Origin of the sequence: Enterobacter sp. BIDMC93 (assembly GCF_001037805.1) — a bacterium.
Lineage (GTDB): Bacteria > Pseudomonadota > Gammaproteobacteria > Enterobacterales > Enterobacteriaceae > Enterobacter > Enterobacter hormaechei_C.
Genome location: NZ_KQ089962.1, coordinates 4,480,879 through 4,505,014, shown reverse-complemented (window position 1 = coordinate 4,505,014; position 24,136 = coordinate 4,480,879). Strand labels below are relative to the sequence as shown.

27 protein-coding genes and 1 pseudogene are annotated in these 24,136 nt (G+C 57.1%); 17 read left to right on the top strand and 11 right to left on the bottom strand.

Annotation, left to right across the window (positions count from 1 at the left end; translation table 11 throughout):
* A complete protein-coding gene (locus tag SK58_RS21070) occupies nucleotides 1–618 on the bottom strand; it encodes a response regulator transcription factor (RefSeq protein ID WP_017383872.1) in 618 nt (205 codons plus the stop codon).
* Between the two features lie 179 nt (nucleotides 619–797).
* Entirely contained in the window at nucleotides 798–1,184 is a 387-nt protein-coding gene (locus tag SK58_RS21065) for a VOC family protein (RefSeq protein ID WP_017383871.1), read from the bottom strand.
* Nucleotides 1,185–1,269: 85 nt separating this feature from the next.
* Here SK58_RS21065 and SK58_RS21060 point away from each other — a divergent pair.
* Nucleotides 1,270–1,875 (top strand): annotated as a pseudogene (locus SK58_RS21060) (ATP-dependent Clp protease proteolytic subunit); the annotation flags it as partial.
* A gap of 134 nt (nucleotides 1,876–2,009) precedes the next feature.
* Nucleotides 2,010–3,131, top strand: a complete 1,122-nt coding sequence (locus SK58_RS21055; protein WP_015572567.1) for a ribosomal protein uL16 3-hydroxylase — start codon at nucleotides 2,010–2,012, stop codon at nucleotides 3,129–3,131.
* A 38-nt stretch (nucleotides 3,132–3,169) separates the two neighbouring features.
* Here the strand turns inward: SK58_RS21055 and SK58_RS21050 are convergent, their stop codons facing one another.
* Nucleotides 3,170–3,355 (bottom strand): hypothetical protein, encoded by a 186-nt coding sequence (locus SK58_RS21050; RefSeq protein WP_015572568.1) that lies wholly within the window; start codon nucleotides 3,353–3,355, stop codon nucleotides 3,170–3,172.
* Nucleotides 3,356–3,574: 219 nt separating this feature from the next.
* On the opposite strand from SK58_RS21050, the gene SK58_RS21045 reads away from it, so the two are divergent.
* The 3 genes from SK58_RS21045 (at nucleotide 3,575) to foxA (ending at nucleotide 7,130) form a co-directional block, all read left to right on the top strand.
* Nucleotides 3,575–3,808 (top strand): DUF2171 domain-containing protein, encoded by a 234-nt coding sequence (locus SK58_RS21045; RefSeq protein ID WP_003863067.1) that lies wholly within the window; start codon nucleotides 3,575–3,577, stop codon nucleotides 3,806–3,808.
* 135 nt (nucleotides 3,809–3,943) lie between these two features.
* Complete coding sequence (locus SK58_RS21040) at nucleotides 3,944–4,900, top strand: helix-turn-helix domain-containing protein (RefSeq protein ID WP_045339603.1); 957 nt, start codon at nucleotides 3,944–3,946, stop codon at nucleotides 4,898–4,900.
* 121 nt (nucleotides 4,901–5,021) lie between these two features.
* Nucleotides 5,022–7,130, top strand: a complete 2,109-nt coding sequence (gene foxA / locus SK58_RS21035; protein ID WP_103557149.1) for a ferrioxamine B receptor FoxA — start codon at nucleotides 5,022–5,024, stop codon at nucleotides 7,128–7,130.
* 76 nt (nucleotides 7,131–7,206) lie between these two features.
* Here the strand turns inward: foxA and SK58_RS21030 are convergent, their stop codons facing one another.
* Nucleotides 7,207–8,622, bottom strand: coding sequence for an aminotransferase-like domain-containing protein (locus tag SK58_RS21030; RefSeq protein ID WP_032668118.1), 1,416 nt, complete (start codon nucleotides 8,620–8,622; stop codon nucleotides 7,207–7,209).
* A gap of 176 nt (nucleotides 8,623–8,798) precedes the next feature.
* Here SK58_RS21030 and SK58_RS21025 point away from each other — a divergent pair, with 176 nt between their 5' ends.
* Nucleotides 8,799–8,960, top strand: a complete 162-nt coding sequence (locus SK58_RS21025; RefSeq protein ID WP_015572572.1) for a DUF1127 domain-containing protein — start codon at nucleotides 8,799–8,801, stop codon at nucleotides 8,958–8,960.
* Nucleotides 8,961–9,045: 85 nt separating this feature from the next.
* Here the strand turns inward: SK58_RS21025 and SK58_RS21020 are convergent, their stop codons facing one another.
* Nucleotides 9,046–10,434, bottom strand: a complete 1,389-nt coding sequence (locus tag SK58_RS21020; protein WP_015572573.1) for a MocR-like pyridoxine biosynthesis transcription factor PdxR — start codon at nucleotides 10,432–10,434, stop codon at nucleotides 9,046–9,048.
* Nucleotides 10,435–10,536: 102 nt separating this feature from the next.
* Between SK58_RS21020 and SK58_RS21015 the strand changes: the two genes are divergently transcribed.
* The 7 genes from SK58_RS21015 (at nucleotide 10,537) to SK58_RS20985 (ending at nucleotide 15,407) form a co-directional block, all read left to right on the top strand.
* Nucleotides 10,537–11,016 carry a carboxymuconolactone decarboxylase family protein gene (locus tag SK58_RS21015; protein WP_010427243.1) on the top strand — a complete coding sequence of 160 codons (480 nt, stop codon included), beginning with the start codon at nucleotides 10,537–10,539 and terminating at the stop codon, nucleotides 11,014–11,016.
* 259 nt (nucleotides 11,017–11,275) lie between these two features.
* Nucleotides 11,276–11,599 carry an antibiotic biosynthesis monooxygenase family protein gene (locus SK58_RS21010; protein WP_003863082.1) on the top strand — a complete coding sequence of 108 codons (324 nt, stop codon included), beginning with the start codon at nucleotides 11,276–11,278 and terminating at the stop codon, nucleotides 11,597–11,599.
* Complete coding sequence (locus SK58_RS21005; RefSeq protein WP_048220396.1) at nucleotides 11,592–11,987, top strand: amino acid-binding protein; 396 nt, start codon at nucleotides 11,592–11,594, stop codon at nucleotides 11,985–11,987. The genes SK58_RS21010 and SK58_RS21005 overlap by 8 nt, the downstream gene beginning before the upstream one ends.
* Complete coding sequence (locus SK58_RS21000; protein WP_048220395.1) at nucleotides 11,962–12,657, top strand: ArsR/SmtB family transcription factor; 696 nt, start codon at nucleotides 11,962–11,964, stop codon at nucleotides 12,655–12,657. Before SK58_RS21005 ends, SK58_RS21000 begins: the two co-directional genes overlap by 26 nt.
* A gap of 149 nt (nucleotides 12,658–12,806) precedes the next feature.
* Nucleotides 12,807–13,277, top strand: coding sequence for a MarR family winged helix-turn-helix transcriptional regulator (locus SK58_RS20995; RefSeq protein ID WP_023303035.1), 471 nt, complete (start codon nucleotides 12,807–12,809; stop codon nucleotides 13,275–13,277).
* Nucleotides 13,274–14,341: an HlyD family secretion protein gene (locus tag SK58_RS20990; RefSeq protein WP_026080654.1), complete on the top strand. Its 1,068-nt coding sequence runs from the start codon at nucleotides 13,274–13,276 to the stop codon at nucleotides 14,339–14,341. Before SK58_RS20995 ends, SK58_RS20990 begins: the two co-directional genes overlap by 4 nt.
* Nucleotides 14,331–15,407, top strand: coding sequence for a DUF2955 domain-containing protein (locus SK58_RS20985; RefSeq protein WP_015572578.1), 1,077 nt, complete (start codon nucleotides 14,331–14,333; stop codon nucleotides 15,405–15,407). The genes SK58_RS20990 and SK58_RS20985 overlap by 11 nt, the downstream gene beginning before the upstream one ends.
* On the opposite strand, the gene SK58_RS20980 is transcribed toward SK58_RS20985, so the two are convergent.
* A complete protein-coding gene (locus SK58_RS20980; protein WP_045348387.1) occupies nucleotides 15,404–16,675 on the bottom strand; it encodes a DUF445 domain-containing protein in 1,272 nt (423 codons plus the stop codon). The genes SK58_RS20985 and SK58_RS20980 overlap by 4 nt on opposite strands.
* 169 nt (nucleotides 16,676–16,844) lie before the next feature.
* On the opposite strand from SK58_RS20980, the gene SK58_RS20975 reads away from it, so the two are divergent.
* Both SK58_RS20975 and SK58_RS20970 read left to right on the top strand, forming a co-directional pair.
* Nucleotides 16,845–17,132 carry a BrnT family toxin gene (locus SK58_RS20975; RefSeq protein ID WP_015572580.1) on the top strand — a complete coding sequence of 96 codons (288 nt, stop codon included), beginning with the start codon at nucleotides 16,845–16,847 and terminating at the stop codon, nucleotides 17,130–17,132.
* Nucleotides 17,119–17,421, top strand: a complete 303-nt coding sequence (locus tag SK58_RS20970) for a BrnA antitoxin family protein (RefSeq protein WP_017694570.1) — start codon at nucleotides 17,119–17,121, stop codon at nucleotides 17,419–17,421. Before SK58_RS20975 ends, SK58_RS20970 begins: the two co-directional genes overlap by 14 nt.
* 28 nt (nucleotides 17,422–17,449) lie before the next feature.
* Here the strand turns inward: SK58_RS20970 and SK58_RS20965 are convergent, their stop codons facing one another.
* Together SK58_RS20965 and SK58_RS20960 are read right to left on the bottom strand one after the other, a co-directional pair.
* The gene (locus SK58_RS20965; RefSeq protein ID WP_048220394.1) at nucleotides 17,450–18,088 is read right to left on the bottom strand and encodes a LysE family translocator; all 639 of its coding nucleotides are present in this window, start codon (nucleotides 18,086–18,088) and stop codon (nucleotides 17,450–17,452) included.
* Between the two features lie 38 nt (nucleotides 18,089–18,126).
* Nucleotides 18,127–18,879 carry an AraC family transcriptional regulator gene (locus SK58_RS20960; protein ID WP_048220393.1) on the bottom strand — a complete coding sequence of 251 codons (753 nt, stop codon included), beginning with the start codon at nucleotides 18,877–18,879 and terminating at the stop codon, nucleotides 18,127–18,129.
* Between the two features lie 153 nt (nucleotides 18,880–19,032).
* Here SK58_RS20960 and SK58_RS20955 point away from each other — a divergent pair, with 153 nt between their 5' ends.
* Nucleotides 19,033–20,403, top strand: a complete 1,371-nt coding sequence (locus SK58_RS20955) for an NAD-dependent succinate-semialdehyde dehydrogenase (RefSeq protein WP_048220392.1) — start codon at nucleotides 19,033–19,035, stop codon at nucleotides 20,401–20,403.
* 181 nt (nucleotides 20,404–20,584) lie between these two features.
* Here the strand turns inward: SK58_RS20955 and SK58_RS20950 are convergent, their stop codons facing one another.
* On the bottom strand, nucleotides 20,585–21,130 hold the full coding sequence (locus tag SK58_RS20950) for a YfaZ family outer membrane protein (protein WP_006810254.1): 546 nt from the start codon (nucleotides 21,128–21,130) through the stop codon (nucleotides 20,585–20,587).
* A 411-nt stretch (nucleotides 21,131–21,541) separates the two neighbouring features.
* Between SK58_RS20950 and SK58_RS20945 the strand changes: the two genes are divergently transcribed.
* Nucleotides 21,542–22,900, top strand: coding sequence for an esterase-like activity of phytase family protein (locus tag SK58_RS20945; RefSeq protein WP_048220391.1), 1,359 nt, complete (start codon nucleotides 21,542–21,544; stop codon nucleotides 22,898–22,900).
* 54 nt (nucleotides 22,901–22,954) lie between these two features.
* On the opposite strand, the gene yjiA is transcribed toward SK58_RS20945, so the two are convergent.
* Together yjiA and SK58_RS20935 are read right to left on the bottom strand one after the other, a co-directional pair.
* Nucleotides 22,955–23,908 carry a GTPase gene (gene yjiA / locus SK58_RS20940; RefSeq protein ID WP_032104667.1) on the bottom strand — a complete coding sequence of 318 codons (954 nt, stop codon included), beginning with the start codon at nucleotides 23,906–23,908 and terminating at the stop codon, nucleotides 22,955–22,957.
* A 10-nt stretch (nucleotides 23,909–23,918) separates the two neighbouring features.
* Nucleotides 23,919–24,122 carry a YbdD/YjiX family protein gene (locus tag SK58_RS20935; RefSeq protein WP_003856610.1) on the bottom strand — a complete coding sequence of 68 codons (204 nt, stop codon included), beginning with the start codon at nucleotides 24,120–24,122 and terminating at the stop codon, nucleotides 23,919–23,921.
* Nucleotides 24,123–24,136: the final 14 nt, after the last annotated feature.

The window sequence follows — 24,136 nt, the reverse complement described above, 5'->3', positions numbered from 1 at the left end:
TTATTCCGCTGGCTGATGTTTGGTCAGGCGCTCGACGGCCCTGACCAGTTCAGCCACGGAGCGGACCTGCATTTTCTCCATCACCCGGCGGCGGTGCACTTTCACCGTAATCTCACTGACGCCCAGCTCGGCGGCGATCTGCTTGTTGAGCTTGCCGCTGACGGCCAGCTCAAGCACCTCATGCTCGCGCGGCGTGAGGGACAGATGGCGCTGTTTCAGGGCGTAGTGCTCTTTGACGCGGGCGGCGTTGTGCTGTGCCAGCCTGAGCGCGGATTCGATGGAGCCAATGAGCGCGCTGGATTCAACGGGCTTAGTGAGAAATTCGTAGGCCCCGCCTTTGATCGCCCGGACGGACATAGGGATGGTGCCGTGGCCGGTGAGAAAGATGATCGGTATTTCCCGCCCGCTGTCTTTCAGCGCATCTGCGACATCAAACCCGGTTATCGTGGGCATTTGCATATCGAGGATCACGCAGGAGGGCAGATCCTCAAAGGGATGGCTGAGAAAGGCTTCTGCTGAGGAAAAGCCAAGGGCGTGTATATCCGCGGATTCCAGCAGCCTGACAACGGACTGTCTGACTGTGTCATCGTCATCAACCACATAAACAATGTGTTCCATTCACCGCCCCGGTGTTGATTTAAATGTCGAGGATGTAAACAGTCACTATGGCTACGTAAGAGACTGTTTATGCTGACTTTCATCTTAACACATTAAATATCATTATCATTTAGCAATATGATAACCATATGAAGTATAGCGAGCTGGAGCGGAGGCGATGAAGGAACGAAACGCTGTTTTTATGCACCGACAAGCTCAATACGGTTGCCGTCCGGGTCCGCAATCACCGCTTCATAGAAACCGTCCCCGGTCATACGCGGGGCGCTGAGCAGGGAGCCGCTTGCCTGCGCCTGCGCTGCCATACTGTCCACCTGCGCTTTGCTGCCGACGTTGATGGCGATATGCGCCCAGCCGACAAATTCCGGGTGCGAAGGTGCACTGGGCAGGCCCGGCAGCGTCATCAGCTCGATGGTCGGCCCGTCATCCAGGGTAATAAAGTGAGATTTAAACCCCGGACGATTTTTGCTGACGTAGCGGTCATTACTGCGGCCGCCAAACACCGTTTCCCAGAACTGAACCTGCGCGTCCAGGCTGCGGGTCCAGAGTGCGACATGTGCAATATTCATAAGATCCCTCGTTATTTGTCTGTGAGGACTTTCACCGGTAAAACAGGCTACACTCTGGTTTTGAGCGCGACAAGCTGAGGAAACAACAATGCACTACACACTGAAAGAAAGCGACAAGGAAAAAGCGGAAGGAACAAACGGCGCGGGCGCTCTACAGCAAAAACTGCTGGAATCCCGTTCGATTGTCATCTCCGGAGAGATTAACCAGGAGCTGGCCCAGAAGGTCATCACTCAGATGATCCTGCTGCAAAGCGTCAGCAACGATCCGATCAAGCTGTACATCAACAGTCAGGGCGGCCATGTAGAAGCGGGCGACACCATCCACGACTTCATTAAGTTTATCCGTCCGGAAGTGCATGTGATCGGCACCGGCTGGGTGGCGAGCGCCGGGATCACCATCTTCCTGGCGGCGAAAAAAGAGCACCGCTACGCTCTGCCGAATACCCGCTTTATGATCCACCAGCCGCTGGGCGGCGTGCGCGGTCAGGCAACGGATATCGAAATCGAAGCGCGCGAGATCATCCGCATGCTGGAGCGCGTGAACAAGCTGATTGCTGACGCCACCGGCCAGCCGCTGGAGAAAGTGAAGAAAGACACCGACCGTAACTTCTGGATGTCACCGGCGGAAGCGCTGGACTACGGCATCGTGGGTAAACTGATTACCCATTATGACGAGCTGAACCTGGATTAAGTTTAAGCCGGCGTGTGCGTCGGGTGACGGCTTCGCCTTACCCGACCTACGCGCGCTCGATTGACCCATGACAAGTTCCCCCCTCGCTGTCTCTTCTATAATCGCGCCTGTCTCCCCTCTCACTGGTGCTACCCATGGCGTATCAACTGAACCTGAACTGGCCGGAATTTCTTGAAAAATACTGGCAAAAACAACCCGTTGTGCTGAAAAATGCCTTCCCGAATTTTGTCGACCCCATTACCCCTGATGAACTGGCGGGTCTGGCGATGGAGCCGGAAGTTGATAGCCGCCTGGTAAGCCATGCTAACGGCAAGTGGCAGGCGAGCAATGGCCCGTTTGAGCATTTCGATAACCTCGGTGAAACCGGCTGGTCCCTGCTGGCGCAGGCGGTGAACCACTGGCATATGCCCGCAGCAGAGCTGGTGCGTCCGTTCCGCGTCCTGCCGGACTGGCGTCTCGATGACCTGATGATCTCCTTCTCCGTCCCGGGTGGCGGCGTTGGGCCGCATATCGATCAGTACGATGTGTTTATTATCCAGGGGATGGGCAGCCGCCGCTGGCGCGTGGGGGACAAGCTGCCGATGCGTCAGTTCTGTCCGCATCCGGCCCTGCTGCACGTCGATCCGTTTGAGCCGATCATCGACGAAGATCTGGCCCCGGGCGATATCCTCTACATTCCGCCTGGATTCCCGCATGACGGCTTCACCCATGAAACCGCGCTCAACTACTCTGTCGGTTTCCGCGGGCCGAACGGTCGCGATCTGATCAGCAGCTTTGCCGACTACGCGCTGGAGAACGATCTGGGCGGCGAACATTACAGCGATCCGGATCTGACCTGCCGCGAACACCCTGGCCGCGTGGAGCAGTACGAGCTCGATCGCATTCGCCAGATGATGATCGACATGATTAGCAAGCCAGATGATTTTACGAAATGGTTTGGCAGCTTCGTCTCCACGCCGCGTCACGAGCTGGATATTGCCGCCGCCGAGCCGCCGTATTCCGCAGAAGAGGTGCTCGACGCGCTGCAAGGGGGCGAAACGCTCTCCCGCCTGAGCGGGCTGCGCGTGCTGAACATCAACGGCAGCGTCTTTATCAACAGCGAACAGCTGGAAACGGCGGATGTGAACGGGGCGGACGCGCTGTGCCGCTTCACCGAGCTCGGCCAGGCTGAGCTGGGCGATGCGCTGAATAATCCGGCGTTTGTGGAAGAGCTGACCGGTTTGATTAACCAGGGCTACTGGTTCTTCGACGAGTAACAGCAGGCGGCGTTTAGTCAGGCTAAACGCCGCCAGGTTCAGACCAGCATATTACAGGCCTTCCAGTAGTTAAGAAGCCGCTCATCGTCGCGCTCTTTCTCCGCTTTGATTTTCATCGCCCGGGCAAGATTTTCTCGCGATACTTCATGGCCTTTTTGCACGATGTCTAAAACCGCTTCACCAAGAGCCAGTGAAATTTCTGCCCGATTATTGCGAATCGTCATAAATACCTCCTCGTTGGTTGCGATAATTTAATTATGAACGGGAAATAATCAGTCGGTAATAATTCATCTCATTCTTATTTTTTCATTTCGGCGTTAAGTAGACTTAATATTCGGTTCTGTCAATGATGTTTCAAAATGCTAATAAGACGTTTAAGCCTGAATTTATGCGCTACAGTTAATTTCGTGCAACAGGCAAATAACCGAAACAGGAGAATAATTATGGTAGATAAAAGCGCAATTAAGGATCACACTCAGGTTGTCGCCAGCTGCGGAACGCACGTCGGGGTTGTGGACCATCTTGATGGTGAGCGTATCAAGCTTGCGAAGAGCGATCCGGAATCGGGCGGCAAGCACCACTTTATTCCTCTCGGCTGGGTTGATAAGGTCGAAGATAATAAAGTTGTCCTGACCAAAAACCATAAAGAGGTTTTTGCTGAGTGGCAGGAAGCATAAATATATTTCTCGCAAGGAAATATATGCCTTCGCTCCGGCTTCGTCCGGAGCGTAATAGTGTCTGCGCCCGGTGATTGCTGCCATTACAAATGGATGGTACTGTTTTGCCTGTCCTTTCCCCGATGCAGGCCCCAAATGATGCTCCAGAGTGAAAATAGATCAGCGAAACGCATATTTTTTGTTGAAGATTTTCAGGTATTCGGCGAGCGCTACGGCATCGACTACCGTTTCCCCCAGTTAAAAGAGGCGCAGGTCAGCGGTAGCCCCGTGTTGCAGGGGAATGTTGAAGAGATGATGCTCTCGTCCGGCATTTCGCTGACCCACTCCGACGTACGTGTATTACAGCCCTATGAAACCACCTCTCGCCACAGCAGCCCGCTCTATATGCTGGTGGTGCTGGAAGGGTGCGTGACGCTCACGCTCAATGGTATCAATTATCCCGTCCGCCCGGGCATGGCGTTCAGCTCACGTCTGAGTGAAGATCAGGTGATGAGCGCGCGTCACGATGCCGACAGCACGCTGAAAACGCTCTCGTTTGGCGTCTACCCGCACGATGCCGGACGTGAAGCCCTGCTTGAGTCATTGCTTCTGGAATGGCAAAGCCTGAATGCACCCGCGTTTGTCTGGCAGGTTCCCGAGTTTGTGATGTCAGGTATTCTGCATGCGCAGCGGCAGGGGGGAAGCGTGCTCTCACGCAAGCTGTTGCTGGAGGGGCTGATGTATCAGCTGATCGGCCATGGCCTCAACCAGCGCCAGCAGCCTTGCCCAGGCCGCCCTGAGCATGCGCGTCTTGAACGCGTGCGGAGCCTGCTGGAACAGTCTCCTGAACGGGATCATACTCTCGCGCAGCTGGCAGCCCTTGCCGCAATGAGCCCAAGCAGCCTGCGCAGCAAGTTCCGTCAGCGCTACGGCTGCACGCTCTTCGATTACCTTCGCGACTGTCGCCTTGCGCTGGCGCGCCGCTATCTGCTGGAAGGCCACAGCGTGCAGCAGGCGGCTTGGATGTGCGGGTATCAGCATGCCACCAACTTCGCCACCGCGTTTCGTCGTCATTACGGGATTTCACCGGGGGACGTGCGCAAACTCCGCTAACGTAATTTCTCCTGTCGCGCGAATGCATTTCGTGTGGTTTAGCATCGCGCATACGTAACCTGGCGGCACGCATAGCCGTTTGCACTCTCAAAAAGGTAATAATTCTTATTAACAATAAGAAATATCTCTGGAGAGGGTTATGTTTGTTAAATCGCGTCTGGCACTGCTGGTGGGATGGGTTACCGGTAGCGTTGCTTTTCCTTTACTGGCGCAGGATGCCCAAAAAACTGACACCGTGGTGGTGACCTCGCAGATGCAGTCTGCGGCCACCAAGCTTGAAACACCGGATATTGAAACCCCGCAGTCGGTCTCTATCGTCACTCGCGAGCAGTTCGAAGAGCAGGGCGCAACCAGCGTGCGTCAGGCCGTGAGCTACACGCCGGGCGTCTACAGCAACCAGATCGGGGCGTCAAACCGCTTTGACTACATGGTGCTGCGCGGTTTCTCGGACGGCAGCCTGGACAACGTCTACCTCGACGGCCTGAAGATGATGGGCGACACCAACTCCCACAGCTCGCTGGTGGTTGACCCGTGGTTCCTGGACAGTATCGAAGTCGTGCGCGGTCCGGCCTCCGTGCTCTATGGCCGCTCATCGCCGGGCGGGATTGTGGCGCTCACCTCCCGTAAGCCATCGTTCGATCCTGGCGGGGAGATCAAGCTCTTCGCCGGTAACAATAACCAGCGTGGGGCGATGTTCGACGTCACTGGCCCGGTTGATGATAACGACCGCGTGGCGGTGCGCCTCAGCGGGATGACCCGCTATGCCGATTCCCAGTTCGATCCGCTGAAGGAAGAGCGTTACGCCCTGATGCCGAGCCTGACCTGGCGTATCACCGACAACACCCGTCTGGATCTAATGGCCTACCTGCACCGCGATCCGGAAGGCGGCAGCCACTCCGGCCTGCCATATGAGGGCACCGTTGTACCGCACAGCGGTAAGAAAATCTCCAACACCTTCTTCGAAGGCGAGGACGATTACGACAAGTACGATCGTCGGGAAAACATGGTCGGCTATAACATCGAGCACCTGTTTGACAGCGGCTGGTCCGTGCGCCAGAAGCTGCGCTACCTGCACACCAAAGTCGAGCTGAACCAGGTGTATGCCGCAGGCTGGCTGAATGACACCGAGCTGAACCGCGGCTATTCCGGCTCCGACGAGAAGATGAACGCCATCACCCTGGATAACCAGGTCGACGGCAGCTTCGATACCGGGGCGGTAAACCACCGCGTGCTGATCGGCATGGACTACCAGGACCGCACCAACAACGTCACTGGCTACTACGGCGGCTTCCCGCCGATTGACGCTTTCCATCCTGTTTACGGCGCGAAGCCGGACTACATCACCCAGTACAGCAGGGAAAAGCACAAGCTGCGCCAGACCGGCTACTACCTACAGGATCAGATGTCCATTGACCGCTGGCGCCTCACGCTGGGCGGGCGTTACGACCAGGTGAGCGTGTCGAACGTCGACAACTTCAACCACACCCGCAGCGATCTGGATAAAAATAACTTCAGCAGCCGCGCGGCGCTGCTGTATCTGTTTGATAACGGCGTCGCGCCGTACGTCAGCTACTCTACCGCCTTTACGCCGACCAGCTTTGCCGACGAGCAGGGCAACATTTTGGATCCGATGAAGGGCAAGCAGTGGGAAGCGGGTGTGAAGTATGAGCCGGAGGGGATGAACAGCCAGTTCAGCGCCTCGGTGTTCCGCATTAACCAGAAGAACATTGCCACTAAAGAGGAGCCGACCGATCCGTACCGTTCCATCGGTGAAATCGAATCCGAAGGCGTTGAACTGGAGGCGATTGGTCAGCTGACCGACAGCCTGCGTATGCAGGCCGCGTACACCTACACGGATATTCGCTACAAGAAGAGCAGCCCGGAAGAGGAGGGCAAGCGCGCCGTTTATGCCCCGCGTAACATGGCCAGCGCCTGGCTGAGTTACGACGTCAAAACCGGCCCTCTGGATGGCCTGACCGTCGGCTCCGGCGTGCGCTATGTCAACGGGATCGCCAGCGATCGCCAGAACACCCATACGCTTCCGTCGTACACGCTGGTGGATATGACCGTGGGGTATGACCTGTCGAAAGTGGGGCTCACGGGCGTGAGCGCGCAGTTGAACGTCAATAACCTGACGGACAGAAGCTACGTCGCGGCGTGTAACTCGCTCTCTTACTGCTACTTCGGTGCAGAACGCAGCATTGTGGGCAGCGTTTCGTGGAAGTTCTGAGTCGTTGACCATTGCCCGGTGGCGGTTTCCACCCTCTCCCTTTGGGAGAGGGTTGGGGTGAGGGCAACAGGCCGCACTACTCCTCCATCGCAATCACAATTGCCTCGCCCATCTTCCTCAGCGCTTCGCGGTTCTTCTCCGTCGGCGGCAACGCCACGTTGATCCGCAGGCAGTTGCGGTACTTCCCGGAGGCAGAAAACAGCGACCCGGCCGCAGCCTGGATCTTCAGACGGCACAGCTGCTTGCTGACGCACACCATATCGACCGTCTCCGGCAGCTCAACCCACAGCAGGAAGCTTCCTTGCGGGCGGGTGACGCATATCTCTGCCGGAAAATACTGCCGCACCCAGCAGGTATAGGTTTCCATATTCTGCTGATAAATCTGACGCATACGGCGCACGTGGCGATGGTAATGGCCGTCGCGAATAAACGCCGCCACCGCCATCTGCGTGCCCGGCACGTTAAACCCGCCCGCGGCGTACTTCATGTGCATCACCCGGTCGTAATAGCGCCCCGGCACGATCCAGCCGACGCGCAGGCCCGGCGCCACGGTTTTGGTAAACGAGCTGCATAAGAGCACGCGGCCATCTATGTCCATAGAATGAATGGTGCGCGGACGCGGGTACTCCGCCGCCAGCTCGCCGTAAATGTCATCCTCAACAATCACGATATCGTGCCGCTGTGCCAGGGCTAAGACCTGCTTCTTGCGAGACTCCGGCATGATAAACCCGAGCGGGTTATTGCAGTTCGGCACCAGGATCACCGCCTTGATCGGCCATTGCTCCAGCGCCAGCTCTAACGCCTCGATGCTGATCCCGGTCTCGGGATCGGTGGGAATTTCAATGGCCTTGATGTTAAAGCCGCGCAGCATCTGCATGGTGCCGTGAAACGATGGTGACTCGACTGCCACGATGTCACCCGGCTTGCACACCGAGAGCAGAGCGATCGACAGCGCGCCGTGGCAGCCGTTGGTGATGACAATCTCGTTTGCCGCCACGGTGGAGCCGCCATCCAGCATCAGACGGGCGATTTGCTCGCGTAGCTCCAGGCGCCCGTCGAGCACGTCATAGCTCAGCATTTCGCCCGGATTATGCTGCGCAATGCGGCTCATCTCACGCCACAGCGGCTTCAGGCTCGGTTGGTTAATGTCCGGTGAGCCGCCGCCAAAGGAGATCATCTCTTTGTCGGCGCGGGCGTCCAGCAGCATCATCACTTCGTCCCACTGGGTGACGTCCACGGGGCGCTGTACCGGGCGCGTCATCGCCGGGACGGGCGGCTGGGCTTTGCGTTTCGAGACAAAATAGCCGGAGCGCGGCTGAGGCGTAATCAGCTGGCGGTTTTCGAGGATCTGGTAGGCCTGCTGTATGGTGCTGATGCTCACGCCGTGCTCCTGGCTCAGCGTGCGTACCGACGGCAGACGTTCACCGCTGCGATACAGCCCTTGTTCGATACGTTCCGCCAGGAGGTTGGCCAGATGTTGATAGCGCGTCATGCTGTATCCTTTTTTTTCACCATACAGAGCATTAAACCAGTACAGATTGATGGGTAAACCACCATGCAGATACCGTTTTAGCGGATCTGTATGGTAAACAAAAGCGGTTTTTGAATCTGTATTGTACTGGCCGTTTTCCATGATGATAACTCCACTGGCACAGCGAGGAGAGCATCATGGAATTCTACGAGAATCGTTCAAAACGTCCGTTTATCGCGTTTGTCTGGATAGCGAAAACGCTGCGTAACTGGTATCGCATCAACCGTACCCGCCGTATTCTGAGCCAGATGAGCGACGAGCAGCTCAAGGACGTCGGGTTATCGCGATATGATGTGTGAGCATAGGGTTGCCCGGTGGCGCTACGCTTACCGGGCCTACAGGAGACCGTAGGCCGGGTAAGGCGCAGCCGCCACCCGGCGGTTTTCAGCTCAACAGCGCAAGCGTCTGCCGTTTCGGCCTTTCCAGCAGCTCAACCGCCTCCTGATATGACCGCACGTTGTTATAGCCCATCACCAGCCCGTAGCGTTTGCCCGACCCGCGATACCACGCCGAAAGCGCATTGACCTGCAATTGCTGTTCCTGCCAGCAGCGGGCGATCTCCCGGTCAGCGCTTCCCTTTGCGAGGAACGCGACAATATGCATTCCACCGTCGTTTTGCTCGGTGAAGAACAGATCACCATAGACCTCACGCAGGGCGGCAATCATCCAGTCGCGGCGGGTTTGATAGAGCGCGCGCATCTTTTTCAGATGACGGAAAAAATGCCCCTCGTTGAGAAACGTGGTGAGGATTTTTTGCGTCAGGACCGGCTGGCCGCTGGTGAGGATGTCCGCGCTGTCGGTAAACGCGCCGACGGTGCTGGCGGGCATCACCACGTAGCCCATGCGCAGTGAAGGCATGATGGTTTTGCTGAAGGTGCCCATAAAGATCACCCTGTCATGCTGGTCGAGGCTTTTCAGCGACGGCAGCACTTTGCGGGTGTAGTGAAATTCGCCGTCATAGTCATCTTCGATAATCCACGCCTCGTTTTGTGACGCCCAGTCGAGCAGCTGCTGCTTGCGCGGCAGGGAGAGCGTCACCGCCAGCGGGCTCTGGTGCGACGGGGTAACGATGGCGAAGCGGGCATCGTGGTGGTTACGCAGCAGGTAGTCCGTATCCATCCCAGCGCGATCGACCGGCACGGTGTGCAGGCGGGGCACAATGCGCTTGAGCAACTGCTGGCCCATAAAGTAGCCCGGATCCTCAAATACCACCTTATCGCTGCGGCTGGCGAGCGTGTCGAGGATCAGGCGCAGGCTGCCGCTGTAGCCGCTGGTGATCAGCACCTGTTCTGCGGTGCAGGACAACCCGCGCGAGATATTGAGATAGCGGGCAATTGCCTCGCGCAGCGGATACCAGCCCAGCACCGGCGGGTTGAGCATTTCATCCTGACGCATGGCGCGCGTCGCCTGGCCTGCCAGCAGCAGCCATTTTTTATAGGGGAAGCTGTCGAGCGCGGGAATGCCGGGGCGCAGAAAACCGGCCCGTTCGCGCTGGCTAATCAACGACGCCGGCAGCGTGCCGGTCGCTTGTTCTGCCGGAGCGTTTTGCGCGGGCAGCAGAAGATCCGGATTCACCCGCGTGCCGCGCGCGCCCTGGCTTACCAGATATCCTTCCCCCGTCAGAATGGCATAGGCTGTTTCAACGGTTTTTCGCGCGACCTTAAGCTCTTCAGCCAGCACGCGGATGGCAGGCACTTTGTCGCCGGGCTTCAGTACGCCGCGCGTGATGTTATCGCGATAGCGGGTATAAATGTCGTGATAGCCCGGCTTCATGTCCTACCTCATTTCAGGTTTTTTGTGTCTTTTTACTATGTCATTAACGACGTAGATTTGCCTCATCGCATGATAAAAACCGCACAAAAAAGAGGAAAGACAATGAGCACCCGCGTAAACCACCACAAAGCCACACCTGCACTCGCCAACGCGCTTTCCGCCCTGAGCATGGAAGTGGCGAAAACCTCCATTGATCCGGCGCTGAAGCACCTGATCGACATTCGCGTCTCGCAGCTGAACGGCTGTACCTTCTGCCTGGATATGCATTCGAAAGAGGCCAAAATTGCCGGCGAGCGCGAGCTGCGCCTGTACCATCTGGCGGCGTGGCGGGAGTCGCCGCTGTTCAGCGCCCGCGAGAAAGCCGCGCTGGCCTTCACCGAAGCGCTGACCCAGATTGGCGTTCACGGCGTGAGCGACGCGCTGTACCGCAGCGTGGCGGAGCATTTCTCGGACGTGGAAATTTCAGAGCTGAACTTCGCCATCGTAGCGATCAACGCCTGGAACCGCCTGGGCATTACCTCCCGCATGGAGCCGGGCTCGCTGGATGCGGCATATGGGCTGAACAAGGCTAACCTGGAGTAATCCCGCGCTCGCGGATTATCGCCACCAGCGCCCGTAAGCCTGGCGGGACGTGACGATGGCGAGTGGGGGATTCGGGCGTTTATGGAGCCAAGGTCGATTGTGGGCTAAAACCAGCCCGGTGGCGCTGCGCTTACCGGGCCTACAAAACACCGTAGGCCGGATAAGCGCAGCGCCATCCGGCAAACACTTCGCTCCATACCGAAGCATCCACACCATTAGTCCCGCATTCTCTCCATATCATCACAACGGAGAGACCTTCATGATCGCAGTCCTTTTCGAAGCTAAAGCTGCACCGGCGCATCAGGCGCGCTATCTTCAACTTGCCGCAGAGCTTAAGCCTTTGCTGGCCGATATCGACGGCTTTATCGATATCGAACGGTTCCAGAGCCTGACGACCGACGGCAAAATCCTGTCCCTTTCCTGGTGGCGGGATGAAGAGGCCGTCCGCCGCTGGAAGCAGAACGTCTTTCATCAGGCGGCGCAGGCCGAAGGACGGGCGTCGATTTTTTCTTTCTACCGTATTCGCGTGGCGCAACTGGTGCGGGAATACAGTTCCGAAACCGGAGGGCACGCGGATGTATGACGTTCATGTGATTTTTAGCGACAGGCCCGGCGAGCTGGCGCGCTTTGGACAACTGTTAGGCCGCAACGGCGTGGGGCTGGAGGGGGGCGGCGTTTTCGGTACGGATGCCCATTTCCTGGTGGAGGACGGGGAAAAAGCCCGCCGTGTGCTGCTCGACGCCGGGTTTACCGTGCAGGCGCTGCGAAAGCCGGTGATCAGAAAGCTTAAGCAGGAGCGTCCTGGCGAGCTGGGTGAAATTGCGGCCGCGCTGGCCGCAAAGGGCGTGTCAATCCTGACCCAGTACAGCGACCATGCGAATCACCTTATTCTGCTGACGGATGATGATAAGCTGGCCGCAGAGATCACCGAACCCTGGGCGACGAATGTTAAAGACGAGCTTACCCCCTGATAACAGCGCGGCGCTGGAACAGGCCATTGCCGCTGTAGCGGCTACAATGGCCGATCCGTCGCGCGTGAAGATGCTCTGTGCTCTGATGGACGGGCGGGCGTGGACGGCTACAGAGCTGAGCGTGGCGGCAGACGTTGCGCCGTCGACCGCCAGTGGGCATCTGGCGCGGCTGGTGGAGGGAAAGTTGATTACCTGCCTGTCTCAGGGGCGGCATCGCTACTATCGCCTGGCGGGACACGACGTGGCGGCGCTTGTCGAGCAGATGATGGGGCTCTCCTGGAGCCGCATCACGCCGCCGGAAACCTCCGCGCCAAAAGCCCTGCGCGAAGCACGAACCTGCTACGACCATCTTGCCGGAACGGTGGCGGTGCATATCTATGAATTCATGCAGGCGGAAGGCTGGCTTGAGGCAGACGGTTTAGCGCTCACGCTACATGGCCGCGAGCAGTTTCTGAAGCTTGGTATTCCGTTAAATCCCAATACCCGTCGCAAGGCGTGCTGCGCCTGCCTGGACTGGAGCGAGCGGCGGTTTCATCTGGGGGGAGAGGCCGGCGCGGCGCTGCTCATCCACATGGAAAGCAAAGGTTGGATCCAGCGGGTGGCGGGGTACAGGGAGGTGGTGGTGACGGCTTCGGGGAAAAGTGCCGTCAGGAAGCATTTTAGCCGCTAAACGCCGTTGCGGGCTGATGCCCTCACCCCGACCCTCTCCCACAGGGAGAGGGAGAACATCGTTTCGCAATTCCTGCGCTTTAACTTCTCGTTTCTTGATACTTACCCTGATAACTATTATCGTAATGGCGTACTACGAGAGGATTCCCCATGAGTGAAGAAGATCTGTTTAGCCGCAGGCCGATGGGCATGCGGATGGCGATGATCGTGCGTCAGTGGCGCGCAGTCATCGACGACGCCATTCTCGACACCGGGTTAACCCAGTCGAGCTGGACGGTGATGATGCAGCTTCATCAACTCGGGGATAACGTCTCGGTCAGCGAGCTGGCGGAAGTGCAGGGGATTGAACTGCCTCCGCTAATGCGTACGCTGACACAGCTGGAAAAGCAGGGCTACCTGCTGCGCACCGTCTCGCCGTATGACAAGCGTATCCGGCTGCTGACGCTGACGCCTGAGGGAAAAGCCATTCTTGAAAGGCTCTCTCAGGTGATTGAGACGTATCAGGCGCGCGTATCGCAAAACATCGCGCCGGAACATATCAATATTTTCAGCGCCACACTCAATCAAATCGCCTGCAATTTGCGGACAATCCGCGAAGAAGATAATAAGACCGAAAAATAATGACTCCTGAACAAAAGTTTGCCCGCTGGGTAAGGGTGAGTATTGCCTCTTTCCTGCTGATGTTTGTCTACTTTATCGTCGCGGATATCTGGATCCCGCTGACGCCGGACTCCACCGTGATGCGCGTGGTGACCCCGGTGTCTGCCCGCGTCTCCGGGTATGTGGCGGCGGTACATGTCCACAACAATAGCCAGGTTAAGAGAGGCGATCTGCTGTTTGAGCTCGACGCCACGCCGTTTCGCAATAAGGTCGAAGCGGCGCAGATTGCGCTGGAACAGGCGCGTCTGTCTAACGATCAGCTGGACGCGCAGATTGCCGCGGCGCAGGCCAGCCTGAAAACCGCGGTGCTGACGGCGCGTAATGACAAAGTTACCTTCGACCGCTACCAGAAACTGAGTACCTTGCAGAGCGTGTCGCAGGCGGATCTGGATAAGGTCCGTACCACCTGGCAGAGCAGCGAGCAGTCCGTCAGCTCGATTCAGGCGAATATTCATAACCTGCGCATTCAGCGCGGCGAGCGGGATGAGCACCGCAACGTGACGCTGCAAAAATACCGTAACGCGCTGGATGAAGCGGAGCTGAATCTTGGCTGGACGAAGGTCTACGCCGAGGCGGACGGCACGGTCAGTAACCTGCAATTAAGCCCCGGTTTTTACGCCTCGTCCGGTTCGGCTGCGCTGGCGCTGGTGAACACCCGGATCGATATCGTGGCGGATTTCCGCGAGAAGAGCCTGCGGCATACCCACCAGGGGACCGACGCCGCCGTGGTGTTCGACGCCTTCCCGGGGCAAGTTTTCCGTGCCCACGTCACCAGCAGCGACGCGGGGATCCTCGCCGGACAGGAGGCCGTAAACGGTCAACTTTCTGAACCGGAAACCTCCAACCGCTGGGTGCGTGATGCCCAGCGTATGCGCATTCACGTGGCGCTGGACGAAGCCTTACCGAAGTCGCTGCCGACCGGCGCGCGCGCCACCGTGCAGCTCTACAATAGCGAAGGGCCGTTTGCGCGATTCTTCTCCGGGATGCAAATCCATCTGGTTAGCCTGCTTCACTATGTCTATTAGCACCCTGGCGCGGGTATTTACCCCGCACGGCAACATCGTCTATACGGCAAACGACTTTCGCCAGACCCTGCGTATCGTCTTTGCCGGGATGATTGCGCTCAGTATTTCGAGTTTCTACAACACCAGCTACGGCGTGTTTTTTGTGGTCTATCCGATCATGCTGCTCTCGCTGGTGCCGGTGTTTAACCGCCACGTGGCGAAGCAGTTTATCTTCAGCGCCTCGCTGAACTGCATCGAAATGGTGTTTATCATCGGCTATCTGTCCCAGTGGCCGGTCATTATGACGCTGGTGGTGTTTGCCCTGTACGTGATGCGTTTTCGCTTTATGAGTAAGGGGCCGCTGTTCCTGTTCGGCTCGATGGGCGTGGTTTGCCAGAGCGTGATGCTCAACTTTATGAGCTACCCCACCACCAACTGGCACACGCTTTTATTCTCTAACATCGAAGCGAGCGTAATGGCGGTGTGCCTGAGCGCGCTGATGAACTACCTGCTGCCGGACGTGGAGCCGCGTAAGCCGCCGCCGCTGATCGAGAAAGATGACGCCCGCGTGCGCCACGAGTCTCTGCTCTCGGGCACCGTGGCGACGCTGATTTTCGTGGTGTTCCAGATGAGCGACTTAAGCGATTCGCTTTCGGCGCTGATGGCGGGCATTCTGATCCTGTTCCCGATGCACTATCGCGGCTCGGTTATCAGCTCCATCTGGCGCGTAGTCGGCGTGGTGCTGGGGTGTCTCTATATCCTTGTCGTCCAGCTTATCCTCTACGATCACAGCAGCCATATGCTGCTGATGATGCCGCTGATTGGCCTTGGACTGGCGTTTGGCGCGCGTCTGCACGTAATGGAGAAGGTCGGCGCCGGGGTAGGCTTCGCCAGTATCACCACCATCGGCATTATGTTCGGGCAGAACATGCATCCGGACAGCGACCTGGTGTTCAGCGATCTGTACCGCATCACCTCCGTCACCTTCGCGCTGGTGGTCACGCTGACGATGGTCTTTCTGGTGCACCTGATCCTGAACCGCTTCGAGGCGACGCGCTACGTTATCGCGCCGCCAAAAGCGGATTAATGCCCCAGCATGGCGGGCAGTTGCGAGAGCAGAAACAGGATCAGGCCAATTGTTCCGCCCACAAGGGTACCGTTAACGCGAATGAACTGAAGATCTTTACCGATATTGAGTTCTATCTGGCGTGACATGTCTTTGGCATCCCAGCTTTTCACCGTGTCGCTGATATGGCGCGTCAGGAACGCGGCGAAATCCGGCGCCACGCGGTGCGCGGCCTGCTCCAGATGCTCATTCAGCGACGCCCGCAGGCTGGCGTCGTTGGTCAGCGTTTCGCCAAACCACAGCCCGGCGTTGGCGATACGCTGCTTCACGCGGGAATCATCGCTCTGCATGTCATTTTTCAGCCACTGGCGCAGGTCAGCCCACATTTCCCCCAGATAGCGGTTAAAGGCTTCGTCATTCTTCAGGTAGTGTTTGATATTCTCGGCTTTCGCCGTCATCTCCGGATCGTTTTTCAGATTGTCGATGAACTTGATCGTGGCGCGGTCAAACGCCTGACGGATCTGGTGCGTGCGGTCGTGGCTGATATCGTCCAGCAGCGTGTTCACCGCGTTCGACACCATCTCCGCGCTTTGATCGCCCAGCCACTCGGTGGGCAGCACCATCGCCTTGCGCGGATGCTCGGTCTTAAGCCAGTGGACGATCTGGTCGGCAATAAATTCCCGCGTGCTTTCCCGCTGAATCAGGGTAATCAGGCGGTTGATGATGGCGTCCAGCAGCACCTGGTGACGGTTGTTTTTGGTCATGCTTTCCAGCATGACGGCGCTGGTCTCGGTTAGATCGACTTTGTCGATAGCCTTGTGGACGGCGCGTTTGAGCAGGCGCTGAATGCGTCCATCGTCGGTAAGTTCCAGAAAACCGCTCATCACCTGCACCAGATGCTGCCCCACGCGCCGGGCGTTATCGGGCTGGCTGAACCAGGTCCCAATCATCTGTGCGGGCTCGTAGCGACGGATAAGATCGACAAGGGATTGCGTATCGAGAAACTTTTCCTGCACGAACTGGCCGAGATTGTCGCCGATGCGGTCTTTATTGCGCGGGATAATCGCCGTATGGCGCGAGATAAAGGGAATTGGCACCCGGCGGAACAGCGCGACAACGGCAAACCAGTCCGCCAGCGCGCCGACCATCGCCGCTTCGGCAATGGCCTTTACGCCGCGCACCCAGAAGGTTTGCGGCAGGAACAGGGTGGTGATAAACGCTGCGACGGCAATCAGCAGCAGCGACAGCGCGAGAAGCTTGGCGCGTTTGAGTTCGGTATGTTTTTCCATGGGTTAAGGATAGAGGGATACGGGGGAAAAGTGCAAAGCTGCACGAGGCCAGTCATCTCACTTTCTGGAATGCTCCTTCAGAAATCAAATCAAAACATTGTCTTTTTCGTTCAAATACTGCTCTGTTTGTATATGCTTTTTTGTATATACAATCAGGGAAGGGTACACTATGCCTATAGAGTATGAGTGGGATAGCAATAAGGCGAAAAGCAATCTGCAAAAACACGCCATTCGTTTTGAAGATGCAGTTCTGGTTTTTGACGATCCCTGCCATTTGTCTGTTCAGGATCGTTATGAAAACGGGGAGTTTCGCTGGCAAACCATTGGTCTTGTACAGGGCGTTATTGTCATTCTGGTCGCGCACACGGTACGTTTTGAAAGCGGGGATGAAATCATACGTATCATCAGTGCGCGTAAGGCGGATCGTAAAGAGAGGAGGCGTTATGAGCATCGTTAAACATAAACGCGGTAGTGCACCGGAAGTGAGTGCCCGCCGGGAGGCTGAACTCAAAGCGCTGGCGGATAAACCCGACAGGGAAATTGATTACAGCGATATACCGGCCACGGAGGATGATCGCTGGGCCGGTGCCGTGCGGGGAAAATTCTATCGACCGCTCAAAACTCAGGCATCAGTACGCATTGACGCCGACGTGATGGAGTGGCTTAAACGGCCAGGGAAAGGTTACCAGACGCGGCTTAATGCCATTTTGCGCGAGGCGATGCTGCGCGATCAGAACAAAAAATAACACAGGCAGCGTCAGGCTGCCTTTTCTCTCAGAGGATATTTGCCACTACCCGCCACAGCACCCACCCACCAAACCCCATCAACACCACCCCTGCCGTGCGCTCTATCAGCCAGAGCGAACGGCTGAGCTTTCGCTGAACCGCCGGTAACCCCATCAGCGATATCAGCGCCAGATCCCATACCAGCACTACCATCACCATCCAGACGCCGCAGGTCGCCTGCTGAAGCAGTGTGACGTCCGGCCCGAGTAACGCTGTCATTAGCGCCAGGTAGAACAACGCGTTTTTGGGATTTAACAGCGCCGAACCCAGCCCCAGCAGGATTTGCTTCCGCAGAGAAGGGCAGCGCTGGCGGGTTTCTTCCAGCGCCAGCGGCTGCGGGCGGCTGCGCACAAGGTGCGAGCCAATCCACAGCAGGTACAGCGCGCCGGACAGTTCGATTAGCGTAAACAGCCACCCAAACTGGCGCAGCGCGCTCCAGCCGATAATCACCAGTAAGATATACAACCCGTTACCTGCTGCGATGCCGAGACACAATCCGACGCTGCCGCGCAGCCGGTAGCGGGCGGCGTAGCCAACCAGCAGGAAGAAATCCGGGCCCGGGCTTAACAGGGCAACAAAATGCGCCAGCGCCAGGGCAACAAAAGCGGAGGGAAATAACAGTTCCATAGCGACCTCAGTGACAAATCTGAGGTCACCTTACGACGTTACGTATCCTGATTATTGTCTGATATTGATCGGCCCGTGGCGTACTGGCGCGGCGTGGCGGCGGTATAGTTCACGAAGGTCTTATGAAAATGACTCTGGTCGGCAAACCCGCTCTGGTAGCCCACGTCGGCGATATCATCCCCCGCGCGCAGCCGCGCTTTGGCGTACTCCACGCGCGAAATGTTGAGAAAACTGCCCGGCGTCAGGCCGGTATCCTGCCTGAAAGTGCGGATCAGCGTCTCCTTGCGCAGCGAGAATCGTTTAGCGAGTTCGTCAAGGGAAGGGGGTGCGGCAAGATCGGAGAGTAACGCCTGCTGAACCTGCTGGCTGGTTGAGCGAGGCGCATTCATCTCACCCGCGCAACGGGGAAGGGCAGAAAGCAGGGTCTCCACGGATGCGGAGGACATCGTCCCGACAACGGCAAGAAAGTGCTTAAAGAGCGTGGGATCGCGAATAACCTGTAGCGCCAGGGGAAGATCGGTGTCGATATAGAGCATATGGTAACTGCGCGGTTTCCCGGCAACGGGGTTGCAGCTGTGCGGGGCATAAGCCGGGATCACAATAAGATCACCGGGATCAAGAACGTACGCGTTGCCGTGACTTACGCAGCAGGTCTGGCCTTCCACAATCGCGCCGATGGAGAGCTGTGGATGGCAATGACGTTTGTATGCCCGGGTGCTCTTCCACGTACTGCGCAGCTCAAGACCTGCTGCGCGGTTAAAGGTCTGGCGGATGTGGCGGGTATCGGTCATAGGAACTCCATTGATGAGCATTTTTTATACCATGTCTGCGCACCGCCTGGCAGCGTCTTGTTAAGAACCCTCCGTATATACCCAACTTTACCTTCAAAGCCAGTCAGATTGACTACCCTTAATACCCTAAGCGGTAAAACAAGGAGATTCGATATGGCTTACCAGACAGTAAATCCTGCCACGAACCAGCTCATCAAAGAATATCCCTCTCACACTGACGCAGACGTTGAAGCGGCGCTGAAGGCAGCCGATGCGCTCTATCATTCCGACTGGGCGAAAGGCGACATAAGCCAGCGCCTGCCGGTGCTGCATAAGCTGGCGGACCTGATCGACGAACGCGTGGAGGATCTGGCGAAAATCGCCAGTCAGGAGATGGGTAAGCTCATCGAACAAAGCCGCGGCGAAGTGAAGCTGTGCGCGCAAATCGCCCGCTACTATGCGGACAACGCGAAGCAGTTCCTGGCCCCGGTGAAGTATGACTCTGAACTCGGGGAAGCATGGGTTGAACATCACCCCATCGGCGTGCTGATGGCCGTCGAGCCATGGAACTTCCCGTACTATCAGCTGATGCGCGTTCTGGCGCCAAACCTGGCAGCGGGCAACCCGGTGATCGCCAAGCACGCCAGCATCGTGCCGCACTGTGCAGAGACCTTTGCACAGCTGGTACGTGAAGCGGGCGCGCCGGAAGGGGCGTGGACCAACCTGTTTATCTCGTCCGAACAGGTGGCGAACATTATCGCCGACAATCGCGTACAGGGGGCGGCGCTGACCGGTTCAGAAAAAGCGGGTAGCGTGGTTGCGGCACAGGCTGCGAAGCACCTCAAAAAATCGACCCTGGAACTGGGCGGGAACGACGTGTTCGTGGTGCTGGACGATGCCGACCTGGATAAAGCCGTGAAGATCGGCGTTAACGCGCGGCTGAACAATGCCGGGCAGGTCTGTACCGCGGCGAAGCGCTTTATCCTGCATGAAAAGATTGCAGACGCCTTCCTGAGCAAATTCACCGAGGCGTTTAAGCAGGTGAAAATTGGCGATCCGCTGGACGAAAGCACCACGCTGGGGCCTTTGTCATCCAAAGACGCGCTGGAGACGCTAACTAAACAGGTTAACGAGGCGGTGAAAAATGGCGCGAAGCTGCACCATGGCGGCAAGCCGGTTCAGCGTGACGGAAGCTTCTTTGAGCCGACCATCCTGACGCATATCTCGCGTGATAACCCGGCGTACTTCGAGGAGTTCTTCGGTCCGGTAGCGCAGGTTTACGTGGTGAAAAGCGACGACGAAGCGGTCGCACTGGCTAACGATTCCCACTACGGTCTGGGCGGCGCGGTGTTCAGCCAGAACATCGAGCGCGCGAAGAAAATGGCGTCGCGCATTGAGACCGGGATGGTATACATCAACTGGCTCACCGACACTGCGGCAGAGCTGCCGTTCGGCGGCGTAAAACGTTCGGGTTACGGACGCGAGCTGTCGGACCTGGGGATCAAAGAGTTTGTGAACCAGAAGCTGGTGGTCGTTCGTAAGTAATGCGGTAATAAAAAAAACCTGCCATCCGGCAGGTTTTTTATTAACGGTCGCATCGCCTTTCTTGCCGGGTGGCGCTGCGCTTACCCGGCCTACAATCAATGTGCAATAATTTTAATACATTGCACCCTTCATTGTAGGCCCGTGCAAGCGTAGCGCCGCCGGGCGAAACGCGCAAACAGGCTTAGAAGGACACTCCACCGCCTACATATGCACCGTCGATCAGCGTGTGGTTTGGACGACCGTCTTTACCGTCTACGCTCACGTGGCGATAGCCCACTTTCAGCGTGACAGGTTTGACTGGCGTCCAGCTTACGCCGCCGTTAGCTTCAACATAGTTCTTCACGCTGTTGTTCAGGCCGTCTGGCGCTACATAACCTTCACCAAACACGTGAATGCTGTCCGTAAGCGCAACGTTAACGCCGCCGCCAATCGGGAATGCTACGCCGTTATCGCCTTTTTTCGGGCCGATGTAGATGGCTTTCGCGCCAGCGTTCAGCATCACCGGACCCACTTCCAGGTTGTAGCCTGCCCCAACGCCGCCGGTCTGGGTGCCGTCATCGGTGTTTTTCAGCCAGTTGCTCTCCGCATACAGGCCGGATGAGGATTTCCCCATTTCCAGATTGAGGTTAGTAAAGTTTTTACCCTGCTCAATGCTGCCACCCATGGCCAGTGCGGAGCCCGATACGGCGGTCAGAGCAGAAAGGATCAGGATGTTAAGTTTTTTCATGAGCGTTTCCTCGTCATTAAATTAATCTGAGGGCACCTTAACAAGCGATGTTTATGACTGCAAATGTGATAGGTCTCGCATTTATATGCTGTTTGTGTTGGGTTTTTGAATGGTAAATGTTGATGAATTGTTTATATGGCAAATCGTCAATGTCCAATACATTCGCGTTTAGGGACAGTTTACATTCCTGGCTAAACGTAAAATGAACGAGGCGCAAATAGTCCTTCGCCATGAATTAATTGGGTTTCTAATAATTTCCAAAAGTATTTCAGCTGACACAGATAAAGACAGAGGTTTACATTTCTGGTGATTGATATACGTCCGTACGCGCCGCTTCGTTGACATTACATGTCATTTTTCTGACACGTTTCTTCATTACGTTGTTGGCTTCACTTACTGGATGCTAACAATATGAAAAGAAAAATTATTCCTGTGCTAGTCGGTTGTGCGCTCTCTTTCTCTGGCCTGGCGGCACAGCCAACCGCGGAGCGCTACGTCGTCAGCTTTCCCGAAGGCGCGCATGTCAAATACAGCGGTGCGTTTGCCAGCGCATTCCCGAACGGGCTCCCGGTGGGGATTGGTTCGGGTTTGTTATTCACGGGCAAGCAGGGCGATGCGCTGACGTTTGCGACCGTGACCGATCGCGGTCCTAACGCGGATTCGCCAAAAATGGGGAAAAACGATGCCAAAATCTTTGTTACCCCGGATTTCGCCCCGCTGCTGATGACGATCCGTGTGCTAAACGGCAAAGCGGAGGCCGTGGACGCGCGACCGCTGCATGATGATAAAGGCGAGATCAACGGCCTGCCGCTGCAAAGCGGCGTGATTGGATCTACCAATGAAGTCGCGCTAAGCGACACCTTAAAAGTGCTGAAAGGCGATAACCGCGGGCTGGATACGGAAGGCATCACGCCGGACGGGAAGGGCGGCTACTGGCTGTGCGATGAGTATGGCCCGTTCCTGATTAACGTCGACAGTAAAGGGAAAATCCTCGCGATCCACGGTCCGCAGGCGACGGAAGGGGAGAAATCCATCGCGGGCGGTCTGCCAAACGTTATCAAATGGCGTCAGGCAAACCGGGGCTTTGAAGGGCTGACCCGCATGCCGGACGGACGCATTATCGCCGCCGTGCAAAGCACGCTGGATATCGACGGGAAGAGCAAAAAACAGGCGCTGTTTACGCGTCTGGTGAGCTTCGATCCGGCGACCGGGAAAACCGCGATGTACGGCTACCCTGTCGACAGCGCGGCCTACAGCAAAAACAGCGACGCCAAAGTCGGCGACATAGTGGCGCTGGATAACCACACCATCCTGCTGATTGAACAGGGCGAGGATAAAAACGACGCAATGCTTAACCTCATCTACAGGGTTAATCTGAGCAAGGCGAGCGATCTGGCGGCCTTCGACAAGCCGGGCGAATACCCGGAGTTTGATGATGAGAAAACGCTGGCGCAGCGCGGCATCACGCTTGCGGAAAAAACGCAGGTGGTCGATCTGCGTGCGCTGGGCTGGCAGCAGGAAAAGGCCGAAGGGCTGGCGCTGATTGACAGCAAAACGCTGGCAGTGGCGAACGATAATGACTTTGGCGTGAAGGTGGCGATGCAGAAGCCAGTCGAAGGCAAGAAGCTCAAGGATTATAGGGTGAACGCGCAGGGGGCGCTGACGCTGGATGACAAACCGGTTGAAACCACCCTCAGCGTGAAGCCGTTGAAGAAACCGGAGTCCGACAGCGAGCTGTGGATTGTGACGCTGCCGGAGGCGTTGAAATAAGTTCCCCCTCACCCTAACCCTCTCCCCGCGGGGGAGAGGGGATAATCGGTGCGGTTATTTCTTCAGCCCCGCAAACGCTGCCCGAATTTCCTCTTCCGGCAGCTGTATTCCAATAAACACCATCACGCTGTGCGGCGCTTCATCGTCCCACGGGCGATCCCAGTCGGCGCTGTACAGGCGCTGCACGCCCTGGAACAGCAGGCGGTTCGGCTCGCCGTCGATCCACAGCATCCCTTTATAGCGCAGCAGCTTGTCGGCAAATGACAGCAGCAGGTTCTCCATCACGCGGGAGACCTCGCTGATGTCCACCGGGTAGTCCAGCTCCACCACAATCGACGTCACGTCGTTTTGCTTGTCGGACATAAAGTGGAAGCGCGGTTTCGCGGTGACGTTCTCTTCCAGCATAAAGCCGTTGGTGTTGAACAGCTGAGCGAGATCGATATCGCCATGCGTCACCGTGTAAATGGGCGCACGCGAGTTGATGCGCGTCAGGCGCTCGCGCAGTTTTTCACTTTCACCCGCCACGTCGGTTTTGGTCAGCAGGATGCGGTCGGCGTAGCCAACCTGGGACTGGGCGATGGTGAACTGGTTCATCTGCTCGTCGGCGTGTACCGCATCCACCAGAGCGATGACGCCGTCCAGCAGGTAGCGCTGGCAGAGGATCTCATGGGAGAAAAAGGTCTGAATAATCGGGCCGGGGTCGGCCATGCCGGTGCACTCGATCACCAGTCGGTCGAAGTCGATGTCACCGCGATCGCGGCTGTCGAGCAGGTCCAGCAGGGCGTCTTCTAATTCGTTAGAGCGGGTGCAGCAGATGCAGCCGTTGGTCAGGGTTTTGATCTGGGTGGCGCGGTCGCCAATCAGCTGATCGTCAACGGAGACTTCGCCAAATTCGTTTTCGATGACGGCGATTTTGAAGCCGTGCTGCTCGTTCAGAATGTGGCGCAGCAGGGTGGTTTTACCGGCGCCGAGGAAACCGGTCAGCAGGGTAACGGCAATCGGGGTCATGGTTTCTCCTTTAGCAGCAGCGGACGCCGCCTTCTCCACTTCCGCCGTAGCGCGCTTCCTGACGCTCGCGGAAGAATTCAGTGTAGGTCATGTACGGCTTATCCGGATGGTTGGTCTTCATATGCTCAACGTAGTTGTCATAATCCGGAATGCCAATCAGCATTTTCGCCGCCTGACCGAGGTATTTTTTTGCTTCGCCTAAGTTACCAAACATTGAGGGTTCCAGAT

Bases quoted from the DNA above. Each gene is read 5' to 3' on its own strand.
- SK58_RS20985 (WP_015572578.1), top strand. From the start codon at position 14,331: ATGTCTATTAGCACCCTGGCGCGGGTATTTACCCCGCACGGCAACATC.
- SK58_RS21045 (WP_003863067.1), top strand. From the start codon at position 3,575: ATGGTAGATAAAAGCGCAATTAAGGATCACACTCAGGTTGTCGCCAGC.
- SK58_RS21025 (WP_015572572.1), top strand. From the start codon at position 8,799: ATGGAATTCTACGAGAATCGTTCAAAACGTCCGTTTATCGCGTTTGTC.
- SK58_RS20955 (WP_048220392.1), top strand. From the start codon at position 19,033: ATGGCTTACCAGACAGTAAATCCTGCCACGAACCAGCTCATCAAAGAA.
- SK58_RS20950 (WP_006810254.1), bottom strand. From the start codon at position 21,130: ATGAAAAAACTTAACATCCTGATCCTTTCTGCTCTGACCGCCGTATCG.
- SK58_RS21010 (WP_003863082.1), top strand. From the start codon at position 11,276: ATGATCGCAGTCCTTTTCGAAGCTAAAGCTGCACCGGCGCATCAGGCG.
- SK58_RS20975 (WP_015572580.1), top strand. From the start codon at position 16,845: ATGCCTATAGAGTATGAGTGGGATAGCAATAAGGCGAAAAGCAATCTG.
- SK58_RS21020 (WP_015572573.1), bottom strand. From the start codon at position 10,434: ATGAAGCCGGGCTATCACGACATTTATACCCGCTATCGCGATAACATC.
- SK58_RS20995 (WP_023303035.1), top strand. From the start codon at position 12,807: ATGAGTGAAGAAGATCTGTTTAGCCGCAGGCCGATGGGCATGCGGATG.
- SK58_RS21005 (WP_048220396.1), top strand. From the start codon at position 11,592: ATGTATGACGTTCATGTGATTTTTAGCGACAGGCCCGGCGAGCTGGCG.
- SK58_RS20965 (WP_048220394.1), bottom strand. From the start codon at position 18,088: ATGGAACTGTTATTTCCCTCCGCTTTTGTTGCCCTGGCGCTGGCGCAT.
- yjiA (WP_032104667.1), bottom strand. From the start codon at position 23,908: ATGACCCCGATTGCCGTTACCCTGCTGACCGGTTTCCTCGGCGCCGGT.
- SK58_RS21040 (WP_045339603.1), top strand. From the start codon at position 3,944: ATGATGCTCCAGAGTGAAAATAGATCAGCGAAACGCATATTTTTTGTT.
- SK58_RS20980 (WP_045348387.1), bottom strand. From the start codon at position 16,675: ATGGAAAAACATACCGAACTCAAACGCGCCAAGCTTCTCGCGCTGTCG.
- SK58_RS21065 (WP_017383871.1), bottom strand. From the start codon at position 1,184: ATGAATATTGCACATGTCGCACTCTGGACCCGCAGCCTGGACGCGCAG.
- SK58_RS20945 (WP_048220391.1), top strand. From the start codon at position 21,542: ATGAAAAGAAAAATTATTCCTGTGCTAGTCGGTTGTGCGCTCTCTTTC.
- SK58_RS21030 (WP_032668118.1), bottom strand. From the start codon at position 8,622: ATGACGCGCTATCAACATCTGGCCAACCTCCTGGCGGAACGTATCGAA.
- SK58_RS20935 (WP_003856610.1), bottom strand. From the start codon at position 24,122: ATGTTTGGTAACTTAGGCGAAGCAAAAAAATACCTCGGTCAGGCGGCG.
- SK58_RS21070 (WP_017383872.1), bottom strand. From the start codon at position 618: ATGGAACACATTGTTTATGTGGTTGATGACGATGACACAGTCAGACAG.
- SK58_RS20970 (WP_017694570.1), top strand. From the start codon at position 17,119: ATGAGCATCGTTAAACATAAACGCGGTAGTGCACCGGAAGTGAGTGCC.
- SK58_RS20960 (WP_048220393.1), bottom strand. From the start codon at position 18,879: ATGACCGATACCCGCCACATCCGCCAGACCTTTAACCGCGCAGCAGGT.
- SK58_RS21050 (WP_015572568.1), bottom strand. From the start codon at position 3,355: ATGACGATTCGCAATAATCGGGCAGAAATTTCACTGGCTCTTGGTGAA.
- SK58_RS21000 (WP_048220395.1), top strand. From the start codon at position 11,962: ATGTTAAAGACGAGCTTACCCCCTGATAACAGCGCGGCGCTGGAACAG.
- SK58_RS21055 (WP_015572567.1), top strand. From the start codon at position 2,010: ATGGCGTATCAACTGAACCTGAACTGGCCGGAATTTCTTGAAAAATAC.
- SK58_RS21015 (WP_010427243.1), top strand. From the start codon at position 10,537: ATGAGCACCCGCGTAAACCACCACAAAGCCACACCTGCACTCGCCAAC.